Here is an 18,986-nt window from a genome sequence, read left to right on the forward strand (position 1 = left end):
ATTGGGCGAGAGTTAATATACGTGTTCAAAGGATGTGGCATGACTAAGGCAGTAGAGCGCCTCCAGCGGGTACTTCTCCCGCGCCGGGGAGAACCGAAAGACGTACGCAGTCTGTACCTCTTAGAAGAAGGAGGGTGCCGCTGGAGTGACCGCTTCAGCCTCACCATCCCCGCAGGCGAAGAAGTCAGCTTCGAAACCTACTTCGGCGCCTTCCCCGCCTCCTACTGGCGGCGCTGGACCGTCCTCGAGTCCGTCATCCTCCGCATCGAGGTGGAAGGCGCAGCGCGTGTGGAATGCTACCGCTCAAAAATCGACGGTGCCCGCATCAGCCTCGGCGGTGAACTCGTCGAAGACGGCGTCCACGAATTCGAGCTCTCCCTCGCCCCATTCGAAGACGGCGGCTGGCTGTGGTTCGACATCACCGCCGAATCGGACTGCCGCATCGTCTCCGCCGAATGGTGGGCGCCCCGCGAGCCCGCCGAACACGCCGGAGAAGCCAAGGTCACCGTGGGTATTCCCACGTTCAACCGGCCGCAGGACGCCGTCGCCGCCCTCTACGCGCTGGCGGAGGATCCCGAGGTAGACAAAGTCGTCGACGCGATCATCATGCCCGACCAGGGCACTAAGCACCCCGCCGACGAGCCCGGCTATCAGGAGATCACCGAGCACTTCGGCGACCGTTTCTTCGAGTTCCGCCAGGGCAACCTCGGCGGCTCCGGGGGATACTCGCGCATCATGTACGAGGCGCTGGGGGACAAGACACCGGACAGCCCCTACATCGTCTACATGGATGATGACATCGCCATCGAGCCGGACTCCATCCTCCGCGCGCTGGCCGTGTCCCGCTACGCCGAAAAGCCGATGCTCGTCGGCGGGCAGATGCTCAACCTCCAGGAGCGCAGCCACCTGCACTCCATGGGCGAGGTCATCGACCCGGTGACCTTCATGTGGACCTCCGCCCCGCACGTCCACTACGACCACAACTTCGCCAAGCACCCCTTGAGCGATCAGGGCAAGTTCGGCGACAAGCCGGACGCCCCGAACTCCCGCGACCTGCACCGCCGCATCGATGTCGACTACAACGGTTGGTGGATGTGCATGTACCCGCGCGAGGTCGCCGAAAAGATCGGCCAGCCGCTGCCGCTGTTCATCAAGTGGGATGACGCCGAGTTCGGCATCCGCGCCGGCAAGGCGGGCTACCCCACGGCAAGTTGGCCGGGCATCGCCATCTGGCACATGGCCTGGTCGGACAAGGATGATGCCATCGACTGGCAGGCCTACTTCCACCTCCGCAACCGCCTCATCGTCGCCGCGCTGCACCACGACGGCCCCGTCAAGGGGATCCTCCGCAGCATGCAGAAGGCCACCATCAAGCACCTCATGTGCCTCGAGTACTCCACGGTCGCCATCCAAAACGAGGCAATGCGGGACTTCCTCGCCGGTCCCGAGCAGCTTTTCCGCGTCCTCGAGTCCTCACTGCCCAAGGTGGCAGGCATCCGCAAGCAGTACCCCGACGCGGTGAAACTCCCCACCGCCGCGGATCTCCCGCGCCCCTCCGGCGCGCCGGGTGTCCCCACCAAGGACATCGGTGGCAGGCTTGCGCCGCTGAAGAAGGCGATCTGGCTTGCAAAAGGGCTGAAGCACTCCCTGAGCAAGGAGAATAAGGAGCACCACGACGTGCCGCAGGCGAACTGGGCGCCGATCGAGGCCCGCTGGTTCTCCCTGTCGCGTGTCGACGGCGCGACGGTCACCACCGCCGACGGGACCGGCGTGGTGTACCGTAAGCGTGACCGTGACAAGGCCAAGGCGCTGCTGGAGGAGTCGCATGCTCTTCAGCAGGAGGTCGTGCAGCGGTTTGATGAAATGCGTGAGCGCTACCGTGGTGCCCACGAGTGGTTGACATCACGCGAAGCATGGGGAGAGGTTTTTGAAGATTAAAGGTGATCCGTGGGGCGAGTCCGATATTCTCGTCGCCCTGCAAGAGGCAACACGTAGCCTGCAGCCCGCGCTGGGAGCGACCGCCCGTGGCATGAGCCACTTCGGCGAGCACGCGCTCGGCTGGATGGGCATCGCCGCCGCCGGCGCGCTTTTCGACGCGAAAACACGCCGCAAGGCGTGGATCGAGATGGGCACCGCAGCGTTTACCAGCCACGCGGCCTCCGTCATCCTCAAACGCATCGTGCGCCGCCCGCGCCCGCACCGCGAGGACATCGAGATCGGTGTCGGCACGCCCAGTGCGCTGAGCTTTCCGTCCTCGCACGCCACGAGCACCACGGCGGCGCTCGTCTACACGGGCTGGATCATCGACAATAAAGCCGTCTACGTCGGCATTCCCGCGATGATGGCTTCGCGTATGGTGCTCGGCGTACACTACCCCACGGACGTGACGGCTGGCGCGCTGCTTGGCGCCGCGACGGCCGTTGCCGTGCGTAAAAGCAACGTTGTAGGAAGGATTCTGAGCCGTGCCGGACGACTTTAACTCTGAGCCGCACACCCAGGGCATTGAGGCACCTGTGGATTCAGGCGCGAATGCGTCAAAGAAGCGCCCCCCGAAGAACCTGCCGGATGCCATGATTAAGGCGTTGCGCCCCAAGCAGTGGGTGAAAAACGTCCTCGTCGTCGCCGCCCCCGCGGCTGCCGGCTCGGAGGCGCTCACCAACGTCGGCACGCTGCGCGACATCGTCATCGCGTTCGCCGTGTTCTGCATGGCCGCCAGCTCGATCTACCTCATCAACGACGCGCGCGACGTGGAGTCCGACCGCCAGCACCCGACCAAACGCTTCCGCCCCATCGCCGCCGGCGTGCTGCCGGTGAACCTCGCCTATGTCATGGCGGTGGTGCTCATCGTCGCGGCGATCGGCGTCTCCTTCCTCGCCACGGCGGGCAGCTCACTGGCCATCGTCGTCGCCATCTACATCGCCCTCCAGCTGGGCTACTGCTTCGGCTGGAAGCACCAGCCGGTGCTGGACATCGCCCTGGTCAGCTCGGGCTTCATGCTGCGGGCGATGGCCGGTGGTGTCGCCGCCTCGATCGACCTGTCGCAGTGGTTCCTCATCGTCGCGGCCTTCGGCTCGCTGTTCATGGCCTCCGGCAAGCGCTACGCAGAGCTCATCCTTGCCCGCGAGACGGGCGCGAAGATCCGCAAGTCGCTGGCCGGTTACACGGACACCTACCTGCGCTTCGTCTGGACGCTGTCGGCAACGGCCGTGGTCATGAGCTACTCCCTGTGGGGCTTCGAGATGGCTGAGGCCGCCCGCCAGGCGGGTTCTGCCGGCGCGATCTGGTACCAGATCTCCATGGTCCCGTTCACCATCGCGATCCTCCGCTACGCCGCCGACGTTGACCGTGGCGACGGTGGTGCCCCGGATGAGCTGGCGCTGACGGACCGCACGCTGCAGCTCCTCGCGGTCGCGTGGCTCGTCTGCATCGTCCTCGCCGTCTATATCACCCCGGCGGTCCTCTAGGTACCATGATCCGCAAGGTCGAAGCTAGCCTCCTCGTCGTCGTTCTCGCCGTCTGCACGGGCATCTGGGGCTGGATGCGCCGCTGGATGTCGGACGACGGTCTCATCGTCCTGCGCACCGTCCGCAACCTCCTGGCCGGCCACGGCCCCGTCTTCAACGCCGGCGAGCGCGTCGAGGCCAACACGTCAACGCTCTGGCAGTACCTCATCTATGCTGTCAGTTTGCTTTCCGACGCCCGGCTGGAGATCATCGCCCTCTGGTTAGCCCTCGGGCTTTCGGTCGCTGCTGTGGCGATCTCCACGTGGGCGTCCGCCCGCATGCACTGGGGATCCTTCGTTCTCCCCGTCGGTGCCCTCGTCTACCTGGCGCTGCCCCCGGCCCGCGACTTCTTCACCTCGGGCCTCGAATGGGGATTGTGCATTTTCTGGATCGCCGTCGCCTGGGCGTTGCTCGTCCGCTGGGCCTCTACTGACGCGGAGACGAACGGTGGGCTGTTCCTCGCCTTCTGGGCGGGGTTGTCCTGGCTCGTCCGCCCCGAGCTAGCTCTCTACGGCGCCTTCATCGGCCTGCTGCTGTTCGCCGCCCGCCCGACGTGGAAGCTCATCGCCGTGGCATTGCCGGTGCCGCTGGGCTACGAGATTTTCCGGATGGGCTACTACGGTCTCCTCGTGCCGCACACGGCGGTGGCGAAGTCCGCCTCCGGTGCCATGTGGGAGCAGGGCTGGAAATACGTCCGGGACCTAACGGATGCCTATAACCTCTGGCTCGTCCTGGCGCTGGTCGTGGCCGGTGGCATCCTCGCCGTCGTGCGTCGGCCGAGCCGGTTCGAGCTGCGTTCCCGCTCGATGGTCGTCATTCTCATGCTCGTCTGCGGGCTCATCCACGTGCTCTACGTCGTCCGCGTCGGCGGCGATTTCATGCACGGCCGGATGCTCCTGCTGCCGCTCTACGCGATGCTGCAGCCGGTGTGGGTGCTGCCGGTACGCCATATCATCGAGGCGATTATCCCCGCGGCCGTGGCCGTGTGGGCGATCGTCGTCTCCGTCAACGGCTACCACTGGTACTACAACGACGACCCGTCCACCCTGGACATCGTCGACGAGCGCGCCTTCTGGCTGCGGATTACTCACCACACCGTCGAGGACCCGATGCTCACAGCCACGGACTTCCTCAAGGCAGACCGCATGAGCGGCTACACGGAGGCTCTTGAGGAGGCCTTCTCCCAGCCCACAGGCATGCTCATGCCGATCCTGAAAAACAAGGATCCGGAAGAGTTCGGCTGGATCACCGTGCCCCGCATGGTGCGCGAGTCCGCCCCGGCCTACACCCACCAGATGGATTCCATCCCGATCACCATCTACTACACCAACATGGGTATGACGAGCATGAACGCCCCGCTCAACGTCCGCGTTCTGGATACCATCGGCCTCTCCACCCCGCTGGCCGCCCGCGGGCCACGCCTCGAGGGGGCGCGCATCGGCCACGACAAGTACCTGCCGGAGTACTGGCAGCTGGCGGCCAGCGCCTCCGACGTTCACCGCCTCCCGCCGTTCGCCCAGCCGGAGAAGGTTCCGGCCGCCCGCGATGCCCTGTTCACCTCTGATCTCGTGGACCTCGCCGCAACCTACAAGGCCCCGCTCACGCCGCAGCGGTTCTTCGACAACATGAAGTGGGCTCTGAAGAACGGCCGCACCCTCGAGGTGTCGCACGATCTGGAGGATTACGCCGACAAGCCGGTGGAAAAGGACGCGACCATTGTTTGGCCGATCCGCTGGGGTGACGATACCCATCCGCAGACTTTTCTCACTTGGGAGTAACGCTTCGTGGGTGCCTACCGATATAGTGTGTGACAAATGAAAGATACCGGAGGAGTTTTATATGAGGAAGTTGATGCGACGCGCCGTCGCGGCAATCATGGCCTTTGTGTTGGCCGTTACCGTGACGCCGGCCGCCCAGGCCGCAAACCGTGACTGGTTGCGCAACGATTCCACCGGCCAGTGCGAGTGGGACCAGGCACAAAACTGGGTCCAGTACTGCACCGTCTGGTCCCCGTCCATGGAAAGGCACATCCCGGTTCACATCCAGCCGGCCGTCCGTGGCGGCAACGCAGGCCTATACCTTCTCGACGGCATGCGCGCTCTCCCGGACCGCTCCGCCTGGACCACCGATGTGAACGCGGCGGAGCTCTTCGTCGATTCCAACATCACCCTCGTCATGCCCGCCGGCGGTGCCGGTTCCTTCTACTCTGACTGGGACGGCCCAGCCACCTTCAACTTCAAACAGCCCGTGAAGTACCGTTGGGAGACCTTCCTCACCCAGGAGCTGCCCTCCTACCTGGAGACGAACTTCGGTGTCGCGCGCAACAACAACTCCATCGCCGGCCTGTCCATGGGCGCCACCGCGGCCATTTCGCTCGCCGCCAAGCACCCCGACCAGTTCCGCCAGGCCATCAGCTGGTCCGGCTACCTCACCACGACCCTGCCGGGCATGCAGTCCCTGCTCCGCCTCGCGCTTCTCGATGTCGGTGGCTTCAACATCCTCACGATGTACGGTTCCACCATCAACCCCCGCCGCTTCGAGAACGATCCCTTCTGGAACATGGGCGGCCTAAAGAACACAGACGTCTACATCTCCGCCGGCCCCGGCATCCCCGGCCCTGCCGATGCCGGCTATCCCACCGGCCAGAAGATCTCCGGTGCCCTCCTCGAGTGGTTCTCCGCCTACTCGACGACCCTCTGGGAAACCAAGGCCCGCGCCACCGGCCTCCACGTCACCGCCGACTACCCCAAGACCGGCCTCCACAACTGGATGAACTGGCGCGACCAGATGATCCGCACCAAGCCCCGCATCCTCGATGTCATGAACGCCTGGTAACAAAACCACTCTGATCGGCGCACCCCTTTCGGGTGCGCCGATTTTTTATTTCGTCACTGAAGAACAGTTGGAATAGTGGGTCGCGGAAGCGGAAGGGGGCTACGACGTTGACGAGCTAAAGAAGCGTGGTCGCGCCGCTGACCCAGCGCACGTCGTTGCTGTTCGCCTAACGACGGATGAGCTGGAGTCGCTCGATCGACTCGCTGCAGAGAGGGATCTCTCGCGGTCTGAGCTCGTGCGCCAAGCCATCGCTGCCTTAACAGCTGCGCGAGAGCGGCAAAATCTGCAACTAAGCATGGCATCAGCGCTCGCGATGCTTTTCAGGCTGCAACGGATTCCCTATGGGTCGAACCACTGGATGATGATTCGGAGCAGTGGCGAGAGCTACGTCTTGGGTTCGATACCCATGCCAGACTTCTTGAAACCGTTGTCGTTGTTTCAGCAGACGGCGAAGAAGTTTTCATCCATGCAATGAAAGCCAGAGAAAAGTACATCGATCTTCTCGGCTGATGGGTTTGCGCTGGAAAAGACCTTGAACACCTGGTAACCCCTTCCTTGGGGCGTAATCTACGCCCGTTGAAACTCTTCGGGCAGTATCCGCGACGCACAGACGAACTCGATCCCGATGATCGTGCCCCGCGCATCGATATCCACGATCACCTCTCCATCCTGCACATCACACACCACCTGCTTTTCCGAGGGGGTACTCGCAGCTGCCGGCAAGAGATACGCTGCATCGGCCTCAGCGTCATAGGTCAGTTCCATGCCTCGATTCTTGCCAGACACCGCGTACGCCCGCCCCTGCCGCTCCGCCCGCGTGTCTCTTTTACAAACCCTCAAGTTTCACTTAAGCTTAATGGCAGTCAAAACCAGACGCCGGAAGAGGGGAACTTTCGGACCTGCGTTTTTCCTGAGTCAATTTGCCCTGCGAAAAAACGTTAAAAAGGAAGTTTCACATGTCTTCACGACTGCGCTATCTTGCCTACCCGCTCGCCCTGAGCCTCCTCATCACCCCGGTCGCCGGCGCGCAAAGCTCCTTCCCGAGCGTGCCTAACCAGCCGGGACTCTCCGACTACCTCCAGGACGATGTCCCCCAGCGCACCCCGATCCGCACGGACTACCCGGAGATCAAGGGTCTTCCCGACGGTGTCTCCGTCGACCGCGTCGAGTGGATCACCGACCGCCGCATCGCCGTCTTCATCAAGTCCGCCGCCATGCCCGGCGAGCCGGTCCAGGTGCAGATGCTGCTCGCCCGCGACTGGTACTCCAACCCGGCCAAGACCTACCCGGAGGTGTGGGCTCTCGACGGCCTGCGCGCCCTGGACACCGAAAACGGCTGGACAATCAACACCAACATTGAGCAGATGTTCGCGGATAAGAACGTCAACGTCATCCTGCCGGTTGGTGGCGAAAGCTCCTTCTACTCGGATTGGCTGAAGGAGAATAACGGCAAAAACTACAAGTGGGAGACGTTCCTCACCCAGGAGCTGCCGGCCGTGCTGAAGCAGGGCTACCGTTCCAACGGCCAGCGCGCCATCACGGGCATCTCCATGGGCGGCACGGCGGCGATGAACCTCGCCCAGCACCGTCCCGATATGTTTAACTTCGTCGGTTCGTTCTCGGGCTACCTGGATACCACCTCGCCGGGCATGCCACTGGCCATCCGCGGTGCGCTCTCCGATGCCGGTGGCTACGATGCCACGGCCATGTGGGGCCCGGATGGATCCCAGCAGTGGATTGATCACGATCCGAAGCTCGGCCTCGACGCGCTGAAGGGCAAGACGGTCTACGTGTCCTCCGGTTCGGGTAAAGACGACTTCGGCGAGCCGGGGTCGGTGGCGACGGGTCCGGCCAATCCGGCGGGCATCGGCCTGGAGGTGGTTTCCCGCATGACCACCCAGACTTTCGTCGATCGCGCGAACCGGGCGGGTCTGAAAGTCATCTCACAGTTCCGTGGAAGTGGCGTCCACGCCTGGCCGTACTGGCAGTTTGAGATGGTGCAGGCCTGGCCGTACATCGCCGATTCCCTCGGCCTGTCCAAGGAGGATCGTGGCGCCGACTGCGCCACGGTCGGTGCGATCGCCGAGGCCACCGCGAGCGGCGATTACGGTTCCTGTACGGTCAACGAGTACGACGTCAAGGGTGGCAAAGCACAGGACTTCCGCCGCGGCCGCGCCTACTGGTCGCCCGAGACGGGCGCCCACGTCCTCTTCGGTCGGATCGGTGCTGTCTACGCCGAGGCTGGCGGTCCCGAAAGCTGGCTCGGCTTCCCGACGACCGGTGAGCAGGTAACCCCGGACGGTCACGGTCGGTACGTGCACTTCCAAAACGGCTCCATCTACTGGACCCCGGAGACGGACGCCCAGGCCATCCCCAAGGACATGTTCGATGCCTGGGGTGAGAACGGCTGGGAGGCCGGCGACCTGGGCTACCCTGTGTCGGCACCGAAGGAGCACGACGGCAAGCTGGTGCAGACCTTCCAGCGTGGCTTCATCGTCCGCAACAGCGACAAGGCCTACTGGGTCCGCGGCGAGATCGCCAAGAAGTACGGCCTGCTTGACACGGTGAACTCCAAGCTCGGCGCCCCGGTGGGCAACGAGGAGCTTATCAACGGTGGCGCGCTGCAGCGCTTCGAGGAGGGCACCATCTACTGGTCCCCGGCAACCGGCGCGAATGTGATCTTCAACGGCCCGATCCGCGACGCCTGGGGCGAAGCCGGCTGGGAGAACGGCAAGTTCGGCTTCCCGGCCAAGGACCAGGAGAAGATCCCTGCCGGCGGCGAGAAGGTCGTCTTCGAGCACGGGACCATCTCTCAGATCAACGGCAAAATTGTGGAGAAGTAACCGATGAAGAAACTCAGCCTGGTGGCACTCGCTTTCTTGCTCACAGCCTGTGGGTCGGCAACGAGCGAGTCCACCGATGATTCACAGACAGTTGCCACGAGTATCCCAAAAATTGAGCGTAGCGTGAACCCGACAACGGGTTCTGCCGCACCCCGTCAGACCGCCCCCCAGGTGCAGGACGGCGAGGCCAGCGAGGTCTCCTCCGTTCCCGTGCCGCAGGATAAGCGGACGGACGGGGAGGTGGACTACCTTGCGCAGCTTGATGAGCAGGGGATCACCACCCAGGGCATGGAGGATCAGCTGATCGGGGCCGGCCAGCAGGCCTGCCGCGCCGGCAAGGATTCCTACATCATCCCTGCCGTCGGTGGTCAGCTCGTTGAACAGAAAAAGACCGATCTGACACCCGAGGAGGCCTCCAACGTGATTCGCGCCGCTGCCTCCGATCACCTGTGCTAACACATGAAGAAAATACTCACTGTCCTCGCCGCCCTCATCGTCCTCGCTATCATCATCGCCGGAATAGTCCTGTGGATTTCCGGCGAGAAGAAGGAGGGGCCAACTCCTCCCCCCACGCCGCCGGCTCCGGAGGCGATGTGTCCCCGCTATGAGGTGCTGTCCGCGCCGGGGACGTGGGAATCTGCCAAGGATGACGACCCGATCACCCCGAGTTTCAACCCGCAGAGCTTCATGCTGTCCATCACCCAGCCGATCCAGGCGGCCTACGCCCCGGACGACGTCAAGGTGTGGACGCTGCCCTACACGGCTGAGTTCAAAAACATTCAGTCGATGGGGGAGAAGAGCTACGACGCCTCCCGCGAAGAGGGGACGGCAACGCTCCTTAAGGAAATGGAAAAGACTCATTCCGAGTGCCCGCAGACACCCTTCATCCTCGCCGGCTTTTCGCAGGGCGCGGTGATCATGGGGGATGTCGCCAGTGAAATCGGCAACGCCCGGGCCTCTATTCCTGCGGAGTCCATTGCCGGCGTCACCCTCATCGCGGACGGGCGCCGTGAATCCGCCTACGGCCAGGTCGTGGGCAACCCCGTGGCGGGCGTCGGCGCGGAGATCGCGCTGCACCCGGTCAATGCCCTCATTCAGCCGATCGTCCCGCAGGCCACCATGCGTGGCACCCGTGCGGGCGGCTTCGGCGAGCTGGATGGCAGGGTGAACGAGATCTGCGCCCCAGACGATTCGATTTGCGACGCTCCCATTGACGTCGAAAACGCCCTCGGCCGCGCGCAAGCGCTCATCGATGCCAACGGTGTCCACGCCATGTACGCCACCAACCCCAATGTCATCCCGGGGACAACGGCAAATCAGTGGACAGTGGATTGGATGCATGGAATCATAAACGGGTAATTTTGCATGCAAAAGTAACACGCGCCTGCGGTTACTTCGATATGTAGCAATGAAGACATCACCCGAAGGAGTTTTATGAAGATTTCATCCGCCATTACGCAGTTCGTTGGCCCCGACGGCAACCTGGCTCTCCCGCCCACCCTCAGTGTGCCCGCACTGTCCGAACTGATCCTCTCTATGAGTGGGAATGCCTCCTCGGACGCGTCGCGCGAAGCGCGACCCGTGCTGAGGAATCACGACTTCTCCACCTCCCGCGAGGGCGTCGTTGAGGAGCTCACTGCGGCGGAGATCAACGCCCGCGTGAAGGCGCTGGCCGTCCGCCTCGGCCAGGTGGCACAGCCCGGCGACCGCGCGGCAATCCTGGCAGAGAACTCGCCCGCCTACCTCATCGGCTTCCTCGGCGCGATGTACGCCGGGCTCGTCCCCGTGCCACTCTACGACCCGAACGAGCCGGGCCACTCCGGCCACCTCGCCGCCGTCATGGCAGACTGCGAGCCTGCTGTCATCCTCACCAACCGCCACTCGGCCCGCGCCGTGCGCGCGCTGCAGTCGGACCGCCCGCAGGCCGAGCGCACGCGCGTCATCGCCGTCGACGCGGTTCCGGCGGCGCTGGCACGGGACTATCAGCCCGTCCCCGTGGGCCTCGATTCCCCGGCGTTCATGCAGTACACCTCCGGTTCCACGCGCACCCCTGCCGGCGTCATCATCACGCACCGTTCGATGCTCGCCAACGTCATCCAGATCCTCATGGCCGCGAAGATCAAGGAGCCGGCGCGCGTCGTCCTGTGGCTGCCGCTGCACCACGACATGGGCATCATCCTCGCCGTGATGTGCCTCGCCGTGGGCTTTGAGCTGGACCTCATGACCCCGCAGGCCTTCATTCAGGAGCCGACCCGCTGGCTCACGCAGCTGGATCGCCGCGCCGACGACGAAAATGTTTACACGGTCCTGCCGAACTTCGCCTTCGAGCTCGCCGCCCGCTACGCCACGCCCACTGAGGGGCTCGACCTCTCCGCCGTCGACTGCATCATCAACGGTTCGGAGCCGGTGACGATCTCCACGGTCAATCAGTTCGTCGACACGTTCGCCCCCTTCGGTCTCCGTCGCGAGACAATCCGCCCGTCCTACGGTCTGGCGGAGGCAACGCTCCTGGTCACCACCCCGCAGACGGATAACCGCCCGTACACGGTCTACTTCGATCGGGAGAAGCTTGCCGACGGCCAGGCGGTCACCGTTTCCTCGCCCGACAACGCGGTCACCGCCACCGCCGTCGGTGAGGTCGTCCGCCCCCAGTGGCTCGTCGTCGTCGATCCGGACACCCATGATGAGCTTCCCGACGGTCAGGTGGGTGAGCTTTTCATCCACGGCTCCAACGTCGCCGGCGGCTACTACCAGCGCCCCGACGATACGGCCGAGACCTTCGTCAACCGCCTCGGCACCGCCGGCCACCGCGCCGCCGGTGCCCCCGACGACGATGCCTGGCTCGCCACCGGCGACCTCGGGGCATTTGTCGACGGTCAGTTGTTCATCACCGGCCGCCGCAAGGACCTCATCGTCATCGCCGGCCGCAACCACTACCCGGCGGACATCGAGTCCACCGTCGCCGAAGCCACCGACCAGGTCTCCGCCGTCGCCGCCTTCGCCGTGCCTGGCGAGGACGTCGAAAAGCTCATCATCCTCGCCGAGCGCGCCACCGATGTGACCGCCGACGATGCGACGATCATCGAGACCATCACCGGGGCCGTCAGCGCCGCCCACGGCGTGCAGCCCGCCGATGTCCGGCTCTTCCACCCCGGTGAGATTATCCGCAGCTCCTCGGGCAAGATCGCCCGTAAGCTCAACCAAAAGAACTACATCGCTGGAAAGTAACGTTTCCGGCGAGTGGGACTATAAACTACATAGCGCGCCCCGCACGGGGCACGCTTTTGTGTGCACATATAGACGAAAGGGTTAACGCTGGTGTCAACGAAACTTATCACGTGGATTCGTGAGTGGGTAGCGACAGCTACCGACAGTGACCTCGACACTATTAGCGTGGACACGGACCTCACCTCGCTGGGACTTAGCTCCCGCGACGCGGTCGTCCTGTCCGGGGAGTTGCAAAACCTCCTAGACAAACCTGTCGACCCGACAATCGTCTACCAGCACCCCACCATCGCGGCGCTCGCCAACGCCCTCACGGCTTCTCCGGCGGAGCCGGAATATAGCGGCGTGGGCGAAGGACACGTCGCCGCAGGCCGTGACGTCGCCATCATCGGCCTCGCCAACCGCGTGCCGGGGGCCGACTCGCGACATGACAACAACCTCGATACCCTGTGGAACCTGCTCGAGACCGGCACCTCGACGGTGGGGGACAAGCCCGCCGGGCGCTGGAAGGAATACCTCGCGGACCCGGTCACGGCGCAGAAAATGGAAGAGGTCAACCTCACCGGCGGCTACTTCGAGGACATCGCCTCCTTCGACGCCGAATTCTTCGGCCTGTCTCCCGTCGAGGCCGCGAACATGGACCCGCAGCAGCGCATCATGCTCGAGCTGGCCTGGGAAGTCCTCGAAAACGCCGGTTACCCCGCAAACACGCTGCGCGGGGAGCACGTCGGCGTCTTCGTCGGTTCCTCCAACTCCGACTACGGCATGCTCGTCACCTCGGATCCCGCCGAGGCGCACCCCTACGCCCTGACCGGCACCGCCTCCTCGATTATCGCCAACCGCATTTCCTATACTTTCGATTTCCGCGGTCCCTCGGTGGCCGTCGACACCGCCTGCTCCTCCTCGCTCGTCGCCATCCACCAGGGTGTGCGGGCGCTGCGGGACGGCGACGCGGACCTCGTCCTCGCCGGTGGCGTCAACGTCATGGCCGCGCCGTTTATCTCCACCGCGTTCGGTGAACTCGGCGTCATCAGCCCCTCCGGTGGGATCCACGCCTTCTCCGCCTCCGCCGACGGTTTCGTCCGCGGCGACGCGGCGGGCCTGTTCGCCCTCAAGCGACTTGCCGAGGCGGAAGCCGACGGGGACCACATCCTCGCCGTCATCCGCGGCTCCGCCGTCAACCAGGACGGCCACTCCAACGGTCTCACCGCCCCGAACCCGGACGCCCAGGTCGATGTCCTGCGCCGCGCCTACGCCGACGCCGGCATCGATCCCCGCCAGGTGGACTACATCGAGGCCCACGGCACCGGCACCATTCTTGGCGACCCGATCGAGGCCCAAGCCATCGGCACCGTCCTCGGCGTCGGCCGCGACGCCGCCGATCCGGTCCTCATCGGCTCCGCGAAGACGAATTTCGGCCACTCCGAGTCCGCTGCCGGCGCCACCGCGCTGGCCAAGGTCGTCCTGTCCATGCAGCACGACACCCTGCCGCCGTCGCTCGGCTTCGACGAGCCGAACCCCTACATCGACTTCGACGGCCAGCACCTGGAGGTCGTCACCGACGCCCGCGAGTGGCCCGAGTACTCCGGCGAGAAGATCGCCGGCGTCTCCGGCTTCGGCTTCGGCGGCACGAACGCCCACGTCGTCGTCTCCTCCTACGCTGGCGATCCAAAGAACGTCCAGCAGCAGCTCGACGCCCCGGCCGTGGTCACCGTCTCCGGCCTGCTGCCCTCGCGCCGTCGCGAAGCCGCGACGAGCTTGCTCGACGCCGACCTCTCCGACCCGCACGCCGTCGCCCGCGCCACCGCGCGCCGCAACCACGGCCGTTCCCGCGCCGCCATCGTCGCCGCCGACGAGGAGCAGCTGCGCCACCGCCTGGAGCTCGTCTCCCAGGGCAAGAAGGGCCCGGGCATCGAGGTTTCCGACGCTCCAAGCACCGCCGGCCCCGTCTTCGTCTACACAGGCTTCGGTTCCCAGCACCGCAAGATGGCGAAGCACCTCTACTACCAGTCCACACTGTTCAAACAGCGCATCGATGAGCTCGATGAACTGGTGACGTTCGAGTCCGGCTGGTCGATGGTGGACATCATCACCGACGACGGCCAGACCTACAACACGGAGACCGCCCAGGCCACCATCACCGCCATCCAGATCGCCCTGACCGACCTGCTCGCCCACTTCGGCGCTAAACCCGCCGCCGTCATGGGCATGTCCATGGGTGAGATCGCCGCCGCCTACGCCTGCGGTGGCCTGACCGCCCACGACGCGATGATGATCGCCTGCCACCGCGCCCGCCTCATGGGCGAGGGCGAGGCGATGCTCACCGAGGAGACCCAGGGCGCCATGGCCGTCGTCGAGGTCCCCGCCGATGAGCTTCCCGACGGCATCGAGCCCGCCGTTTTCGCCGGCCCCGGCATGACCACCGTCGGCGGCCCGCGCCAGCTGGTGCTGGACTTCGTCGACAAGCTCGACGGCGAGGGCAAGTTCGCCCGCGCCCTGAACGTGAAGGGTGCCGGCCATACGAGCGCCCTCGACCCCCTGCTCGGCGAGCTTGCCGCCGAGATTTGCGATATCGATCCCCAGCCCCTCACCATCCCCCTGTTCAGCTCCGTCGATCAGGGCGTTGTCTACCCGGCCGGGACGACGATTCACGACGCGGACTACTGGCTGCGGTGCACCCGCGGCTCCGTCTACTTCCAGGACGCCACCGAGCAGGCGTTCGGCGCCGGCCACAACACCCTCGTGGAGATCTCGCCCAACCCCGTGGGCCTCATGGGCATGATGGCCACGGCCTTCGCCGTCGGCAAGCCCGACGCGCAGCTCACCTTCGCCCTCAAGCGGAAGATGGACGAGGGGCAGACGATCGCCGAGCTCCTGGCCAAGCTGTACGCCGCCGGCAGTCCGGTGGCCTTCGGCGAGGTTTACGGCACCGGCCCCACGGCGACGCTCCCGCACACCCCGTTCAAGGACACCTCCTACTGGACGGCCGCCACCCCGAGCTCCTCGCAGCCCGGCACCGGCACCCTCCTGTCCGCCCCGGTCACCCTCCCCACGGGCCAGCTGGCATTCTCGGCGCTGGCCGAGCGCTGCCCGAGCGCCTACGCTCTCCTCGAGGAAGCCGCCCAGGCACTGCTTCCCGGCTCCGAGCTCGTCGCTTCCGAGGATCACGCGCCCCTGCCCACCTCCGGCGAGGTCACTGTCCTGGCCCGCAAGCACATCGGTGGTGTCAACGTCGAGGTTTACTCCGATCATCTCCTCGCAGAGGGCTTTTCGACGCTTCCATCTCACGCGTCTGCGTCAGCGGGCGCCCCGCCAGCGGAGCCCCCAGTGGAGATTGAAGAGCGCCACTGGGAGCCTGACTCCGGGGAGACCATCAAGGAGCGCCTCCTCTCGATTGTTTCCGAGTCCATGGGCTACGAGGTAGAGGATCTCCCCGAGGAGCTCCCCCTCATTGACCTGGGCCTGGATTCCCTCATGGGCATGCGCATCAAGAACCGCGTGGAAAACGATTTCCAGATCCCGCCGCTCAACGTGCAGGCGCTTCGCGACGCCTCCGTCGCCGACGTCGTCACCATGGTCGAGGAAGCCGTCGCCGGCAAGGAATCCGAACTCAAGGCCGTCGACAAGCAGCCCCAGAACCTCACGCCCGAGCGAAGCGAGGGCGTTGGTGTCGCACCCCGCGACGCCTCCGAGCGCCTCGTCTTCGCCACCTGGGCCGGCATGACCGGTGCCGCTGCCGCCGGCGTGACCAGCACACTTCCTGAAATCGACGAGGAAACCGCAACCAAGATCGCCGAGCGCCTGTCCGAGCGCGCGAACGTCGAGATCACGGCCGACGAGGTCCGCGCAGCGCGCACCCTCGAGCCCCTGGCCAACCACGTCCGCGAGGGCCTGGAAACCGAGGTCACCGGCAACGTCCGCGTGCTGCGCGAGCGCCCCGCAGGCTCCGACGAGCCCGCCGTCTTCCTCTTCCACCCGGCCGGCGGCTCCTCCGTCGTCTACCAGCCCCTGACCCGCAGGCTTCCCGAGGACGTCCCGGTCTACGGCATCGAGCGCCTGGAAGGCTCCCTCGAGGACCGCGCCAAGGCCTATCTCCCCGAGATCGAAGAGCTCGCCGGCGACCACAAGATCATCCTCGGCGGCTGGTCCTTCGGCGGCGCCCTCGCCTTCGAGGTCGCCTCGCAGCTCGACCGCGATGTCGCCGCGATCGTCCTTCTCGATACGGTGCAGCCCTCGGAGAAGGTGCCGGACACCCTCGAGGAGACGAAGGCCCGCTGGGAGCGCTACGCAAAGTTTGCCAAGAAGACGTACGGCCTCGAATTCCCCGTCCCGTACGAGATGCTGGAAACCCAGGGCGAGGACGCCGTCATCGGCATGCTCACCGAGTTCCTGGCCACCACGGACGCCTCCAGCCACGGCCTGGCCGCCGGCGTCCTCGAGCACCAGCGCGCCTCGTTTGTCGATAACCGCATCTTGGACAAGGTGGACTTCAACCGCTGGTCCCACGTCACCGCGCCCGTCATGCTGTTCCGCGCCGAGCGGATGCACGACGGCGCCATCGAGCTGGAGCCGCGGTACGCAAAAATTGACCCCGACGGGGGGTGGTCTACTATTGTGGACGATTTGGAGATCATCCAGCTCCACGGGGATCACCTGGGTGTCGTAGACGAACCAGAAATTGCCACCGTGGGTGCTTACCTTACGCGGCGAATCAAAGGAATGTAATGGATCTTTCAACCACAGCAGGAAAACTCGCTGACCTTCGGGCCCGTCTCGAGCAGGCGAAGGATCCGGGCAGTGAGCGTTCGCGCGCCAAGCGTGACGCGGCCGGGCTGACCACCCCGCGCCAGCGTATCGACGCGCTGTTGGACAAAGGCTCCTTCGTCGAAGTCGGAGCCCTCGGTCGCACCCCCGGCGATCCCGACGCCCCGTACTCCGACGGCGTCGTCACCGGTTACGGCCGCATCGACGGCCGCCCCGTCGTCATCTACGCCCACGACAAGACCGTTTACGGCGGTTCCGTCGGCGTCACCTTCGGTCGCAAGGTCTGCGAGGTCATGGACATGGCGATCAAGGTCGGCTGCCCGGTCATCGGCATCCAGGACTCCGGCGGCGCCCGCATCCAGGATGCCGTCACCTCCCTGGCCATGTACTCGGAGATTTCCCGCCGTCAGCTGCCACTTTCCGGCCGCAGCCCGCAGATCTCGATCATCATGGGTAAGTGCGCGGGCGGTGCCGTCTACGCCCCGGTGACCACCGACTTCGTTGTCGCCGTCGACGAGCGCGCGGAGATGTACGTCACCGGCCCCGCCGTGATCAAGGAAGTCACCGGCGAGGACATCACCTCTTCTGAGCTGGGCTCCGCGCGCCAGCAGGAGCTCAACGGCAACGTATCCTACGTCGCCTCCTCGGAGCAGGACGCCTTCAACTACGTCCACGACCTGTTGGATTTCCTCCCCACGACGTGTTTCGACGAGCCGCCGCGCTGGTCCGCTCCGGCCGACGACGAGCTCGAGGCCCCCGCTCTGGACTCCTTCATGCCCGACGACACGAACGCCGGCTATGACATGGCTGATCTCCTCGCCAAGCTTTTCGACGACGACAACGTCCTGCAAATCCAGGAGAACTTCGCCCCCAACCTCATCACCGCTTTCGCGCGTGTCGACGGCCGGTCGGTCGGCGTTGTCGCCAACAATCCCATGCACTCCGCCGGCTGCATCGATGCCGACGCCGCCGACAAGGGCGCCCGCTTCATCCAGATTTGCGACGCCTACAACATCCCCCTCATCTTCGTTGTCGACACCCCCGGCTATATGCCTGGCGTCCAGCAGGAGAAGGTCGGCCTCATCCACCGCGGCGCGAAGCTTGCCTACGAGATGGTCAACGCCACCGTCCCCAAGATCGCCCTCATCGTCCGCAAGGCCTACGGCGGTGCCTACGCGGTCATGGGTTCCAAGAACCTCTCCGGCGACTTCAACATGGCGTGGCCGACCGCCCAGGTCGCCGTCATGGGTTCGTCTGCCGCCGTCGTCATGATCCAGGGCAAGCAGCTCGCCAAGATTGACAACGAAAAGCAGCGCGCCCACATGAAGAAAGTCTTCATGGACTTTTACGACGAGAACATGACCTCCCCCTACGTCGCCGCCGAGCGTGGCTACATCGACCGCATGATCCAGCCTCGCGACACCCGCCTCGAGCTCCGCCGCGCCGTTCGCCAGCTCGATTCCAAGGTCGAGGTCCGCGTCGCCAAGAAGCGTTCCATCTCGCCCATGTAGGGGTTGAAGGATCGCCGAAAAACCATTACACTGTCCTGCGTTCATCACCCCTGAGAGGAGAAACTTATGCTGAGCACCGCTCTTGACATCGTCGGAGACATCCTGACGTTCATTGGGACGCTGTGGCCGAACTACATCGCTCCGGCTCTCGGTATCCCCCTCGGCTCTTCCTAAGCAGAGCCCCAATCAAGCGCACCCCTCCGGGGTGCGCTTTTTTGCTTTCCGACGCCCCAAAGCAACCCCAGCAGTGTTGCCACCCGCCCGCAGGCATGCGAAGGGAACCCCCTGCTGAGGGGGTTGTATTT

Annotated in this window: 12 protein-coding genes and 1 pseudogene; 12 read left to right on the forward strand and 1 reads right to left on the reverse strand. The window is 65.0% G+C overall.

From position 1 onward, the window contains the following. Positions 1–39 precede the first annotated feature (39 nt). From HMPREF3044_RS01985 to HMPREF3044_RS13590, 6 genes and pseudogenes are all read left to right on the forward strand, one after another. A complete protein-coding gene (locus HMPREF3044_RS01985; protein ID WP_005388253.1) occupies positions 40–1,938 on the forward strand; it encodes a glycosyltransferase in 1,899 nt (632 codons plus the stop codon). Next, positions 1,928–2,479, forward strand: coding sequence for a phosphatase PAP2 family protein (locus HMPREF3044_RS01990; RefSeq protein WP_005393280.1), 552 nt, complete (start codon positions 1,928–1,930; stop codon positions 2,477–2,479). The genes HMPREF3044_RS01985 and HMPREF3044_RS01990 overlap by 11 nt, the downstream gene beginning before the upstream one ends. Beyond that, a complete protein-coding gene (locus HMPREF3044_RS01995; RefSeq protein ID WP_005388261.1) occupies positions 2,463–3,464 on the forward strand; it encodes a decaprenyl-phosphate phosphoribosyltransferase in 1,002 nt (333 codons plus the stop codon). Before HMPREF3044_RS01990 ends, HMPREF3044_RS01995 begins: the two co-directional genes overlap by 17 nt. A 5-nt stretch (positions 3,465–3,469) precedes the next feature. Beyond that, positions 3,470–5,281 (forward strand): arabinofuranosyltransferase AftB family protein, encoded by a 1,812-nt coding sequence (locus HMPREF3044_RS02000; protein WP_070739069.1) that lies wholly within the window; start codon positions 3,470–3,472, stop codon positions 5,279–5,281. Between the two features lie 61 nt (positions 5,282–5,342). Beyond that, positions 5,343–6,338: an alpha/beta hydrolase gene (locus HMPREF3044_RS02005; RefSeq protein WP_070739071.1), complete on the forward strand. Its 996-nt coding sequence runs from the start codon at positions 5,343–5,345 to the stop codon at positions 6,336–6,338. 166 nt (positions 6,339–6,504) lie between these two features. Then, positions 6,505–6,813: pseudogene (locus tag HMPREF3044_RS13590) on the forward strand (ribbon-helix-helix protein, CopG family); the annotation flags it as partial. A 92-nt stretch (positions 6,814–6,905) separates the two neighbouring features. On the opposite strand, the gene HMPREF3044_RS02015 reads toward HMPREF3044_RS13590, so the two are convergent. Continuing rightward, a complete protein-coding gene (locus HMPREF3044_RS02015; protein WP_070739075.1) occupies positions 6,906–7,103 on the reverse strand; it encodes a DUF2283 domain-containing protein in 198 nt (65 codons plus the stop codon). A 191-nt stretch (positions 7,104–7,294) separates the two neighbouring features. On the opposite strand from HMPREF3044_RS02015, the gene HMPREF3044_RS02020 reads away from it, so the two are divergent. From HMPREF3044_RS02020 to HMPREF3044_RS02045, 6 genes are all read left to right on the forward strand, one after another. After that, complete coding sequence (locus HMPREF3044_RS02020; protein ID WP_070739077.1) at positions 7,295–9,181, forward strand: alpha/beta hydrolase-fold protein; 1,887 nt, start codon at positions 7,295–7,297, stop codon at positions 9,179–9,181. 3 nt (positions 9,182–9,184) lie between these two features. Beyond that, a complete protein-coding gene (locus HMPREF3044_RS02025; protein ID WP_070739079.1) occupies positions 9,185–9,637 on the forward strand; it encodes a DUF732 domain-containing protein in 453 nt (150 codons plus the stop codon). A 3-nt stretch (positions 9,638–9,640) separates the two neighbouring features. Beyond that, positions 9,641–10,540, forward strand: coding sequence for a cutinase family protein (locus HMPREF3044_RS02030; protein WP_070739081.1), 900 nt, complete (start codon positions 9,641–9,643; stop codon positions 10,538–10,540). Positions 10,541–10,615: 75 nt separating this feature from the next. After that, entirely contained in the window at positions 10,616–12,409 is a 1,794-nt protein-coding gene (locus HMPREF3044_RS02035; RefSeq protein ID WP_070739083.1) for an AMP-binding protein, read from the forward strand. 90 nt (positions 12,410–12,499) lie between these two features. Then, a complete protein-coding gene (locus HMPREF3044_RS02040) occupies positions 12,500–17,131 on the forward strand; it encodes a type I polyketide synthase (RefSeq protein ID WP_083318103.1) in 4,632 nt (1,543 codons plus the stop codon). Next, positions 17,131–18,681, forward strand: coding sequence for an acyl-CoA carboxylase subunit beta (locus HMPREF3044_RS02045; RefSeq protein ID WP_070739087.1), 1,551 nt, complete (start codon positions 17,131–17,133; stop codon positions 18,679–18,681). The genes HMPREF3044_RS02040 and HMPREF3044_RS02045 overlap by 1 nt, the downstream gene beginning before the upstream one ends. Positions 18,682–18,986 lie beyond the last annotated feature (305 nt).

The sequence above is a fragment of the Corynebacterium sp. HMSC073D01 genome (genome assembly GCF_001815555.1).
Taxonomy (GTDB): Bacteria; Actinomycetota; Actinomycetes; order Mycobacteriales; family Mycobacteriaceae; genus Corynebacterium; species Corynebacterium glucuronolyticum.

Coding starts and splice junctions, on each gene's coding strand:
- HMPREF3044_RS01985 (WP_005388253.1), top strand. CDS start 40: ATGACTAAGGCAGTAGAGCGCCTCCAGCGGGTACTTCTCCCGCGCCGG.
- HMPREF3044_RS02000 (WP_070739069.1), top strand. CDS start 3,470: ATGATCCGCAAGGTCGAAGCTAGCCTCCTCGTCGTCGTTCTCGCCGTC.
- HMPREF3044_RS02005 (WP_070739071.1), top strand. CDS start 5,343: ATGAGGAAGTTGATGCGACGCGCCGTCGCGGCAATCATGGCCTTTGTG.
- HMPREF3044_RS02015 (WP_070739075.1), bottom strand. CDS start 7,103: ATGGAACTGACCTATGACGCTGAGGCCGATGCAGCGTATCTCTTGCCG.
- HMPREF3044_RS02020 (WP_070739077.1), top strand. CDS start 7,295: ATGTCTTCACGACTGCGCTATCTTGCCTACCCGCTCGCCCTGAGCCTC.
- HMPREF3044_RS02025 (WP_070739079.1), top strand. CDS start 9,185: ATGAAGAAACTCAGCCTGGTGGCACTCGCTTTCTTGCTCACAGCCTGT.
- HMPREF3044_RS02030 (WP_070739081.1), top strand. CDS start 9,641: ATGAAGAAAATACTCACTGTCCTCGCCGCCCTCATCGTCCTCGCTATC.
- HMPREF3044_RS02035 (WP_070739083.1), top strand. CDS start 10,616: ATGAAGATTTCATCCGCCATTACGCAGTTCGTTGGCCCCGACGGCAAC.
- HMPREF3044_RS02045 (WP_070739087.1), top strand. CDS start 17,131: ATGGATCTTTCAACCACAGCAGGAAAACTCGCTGACCTTCGGGCCCGT.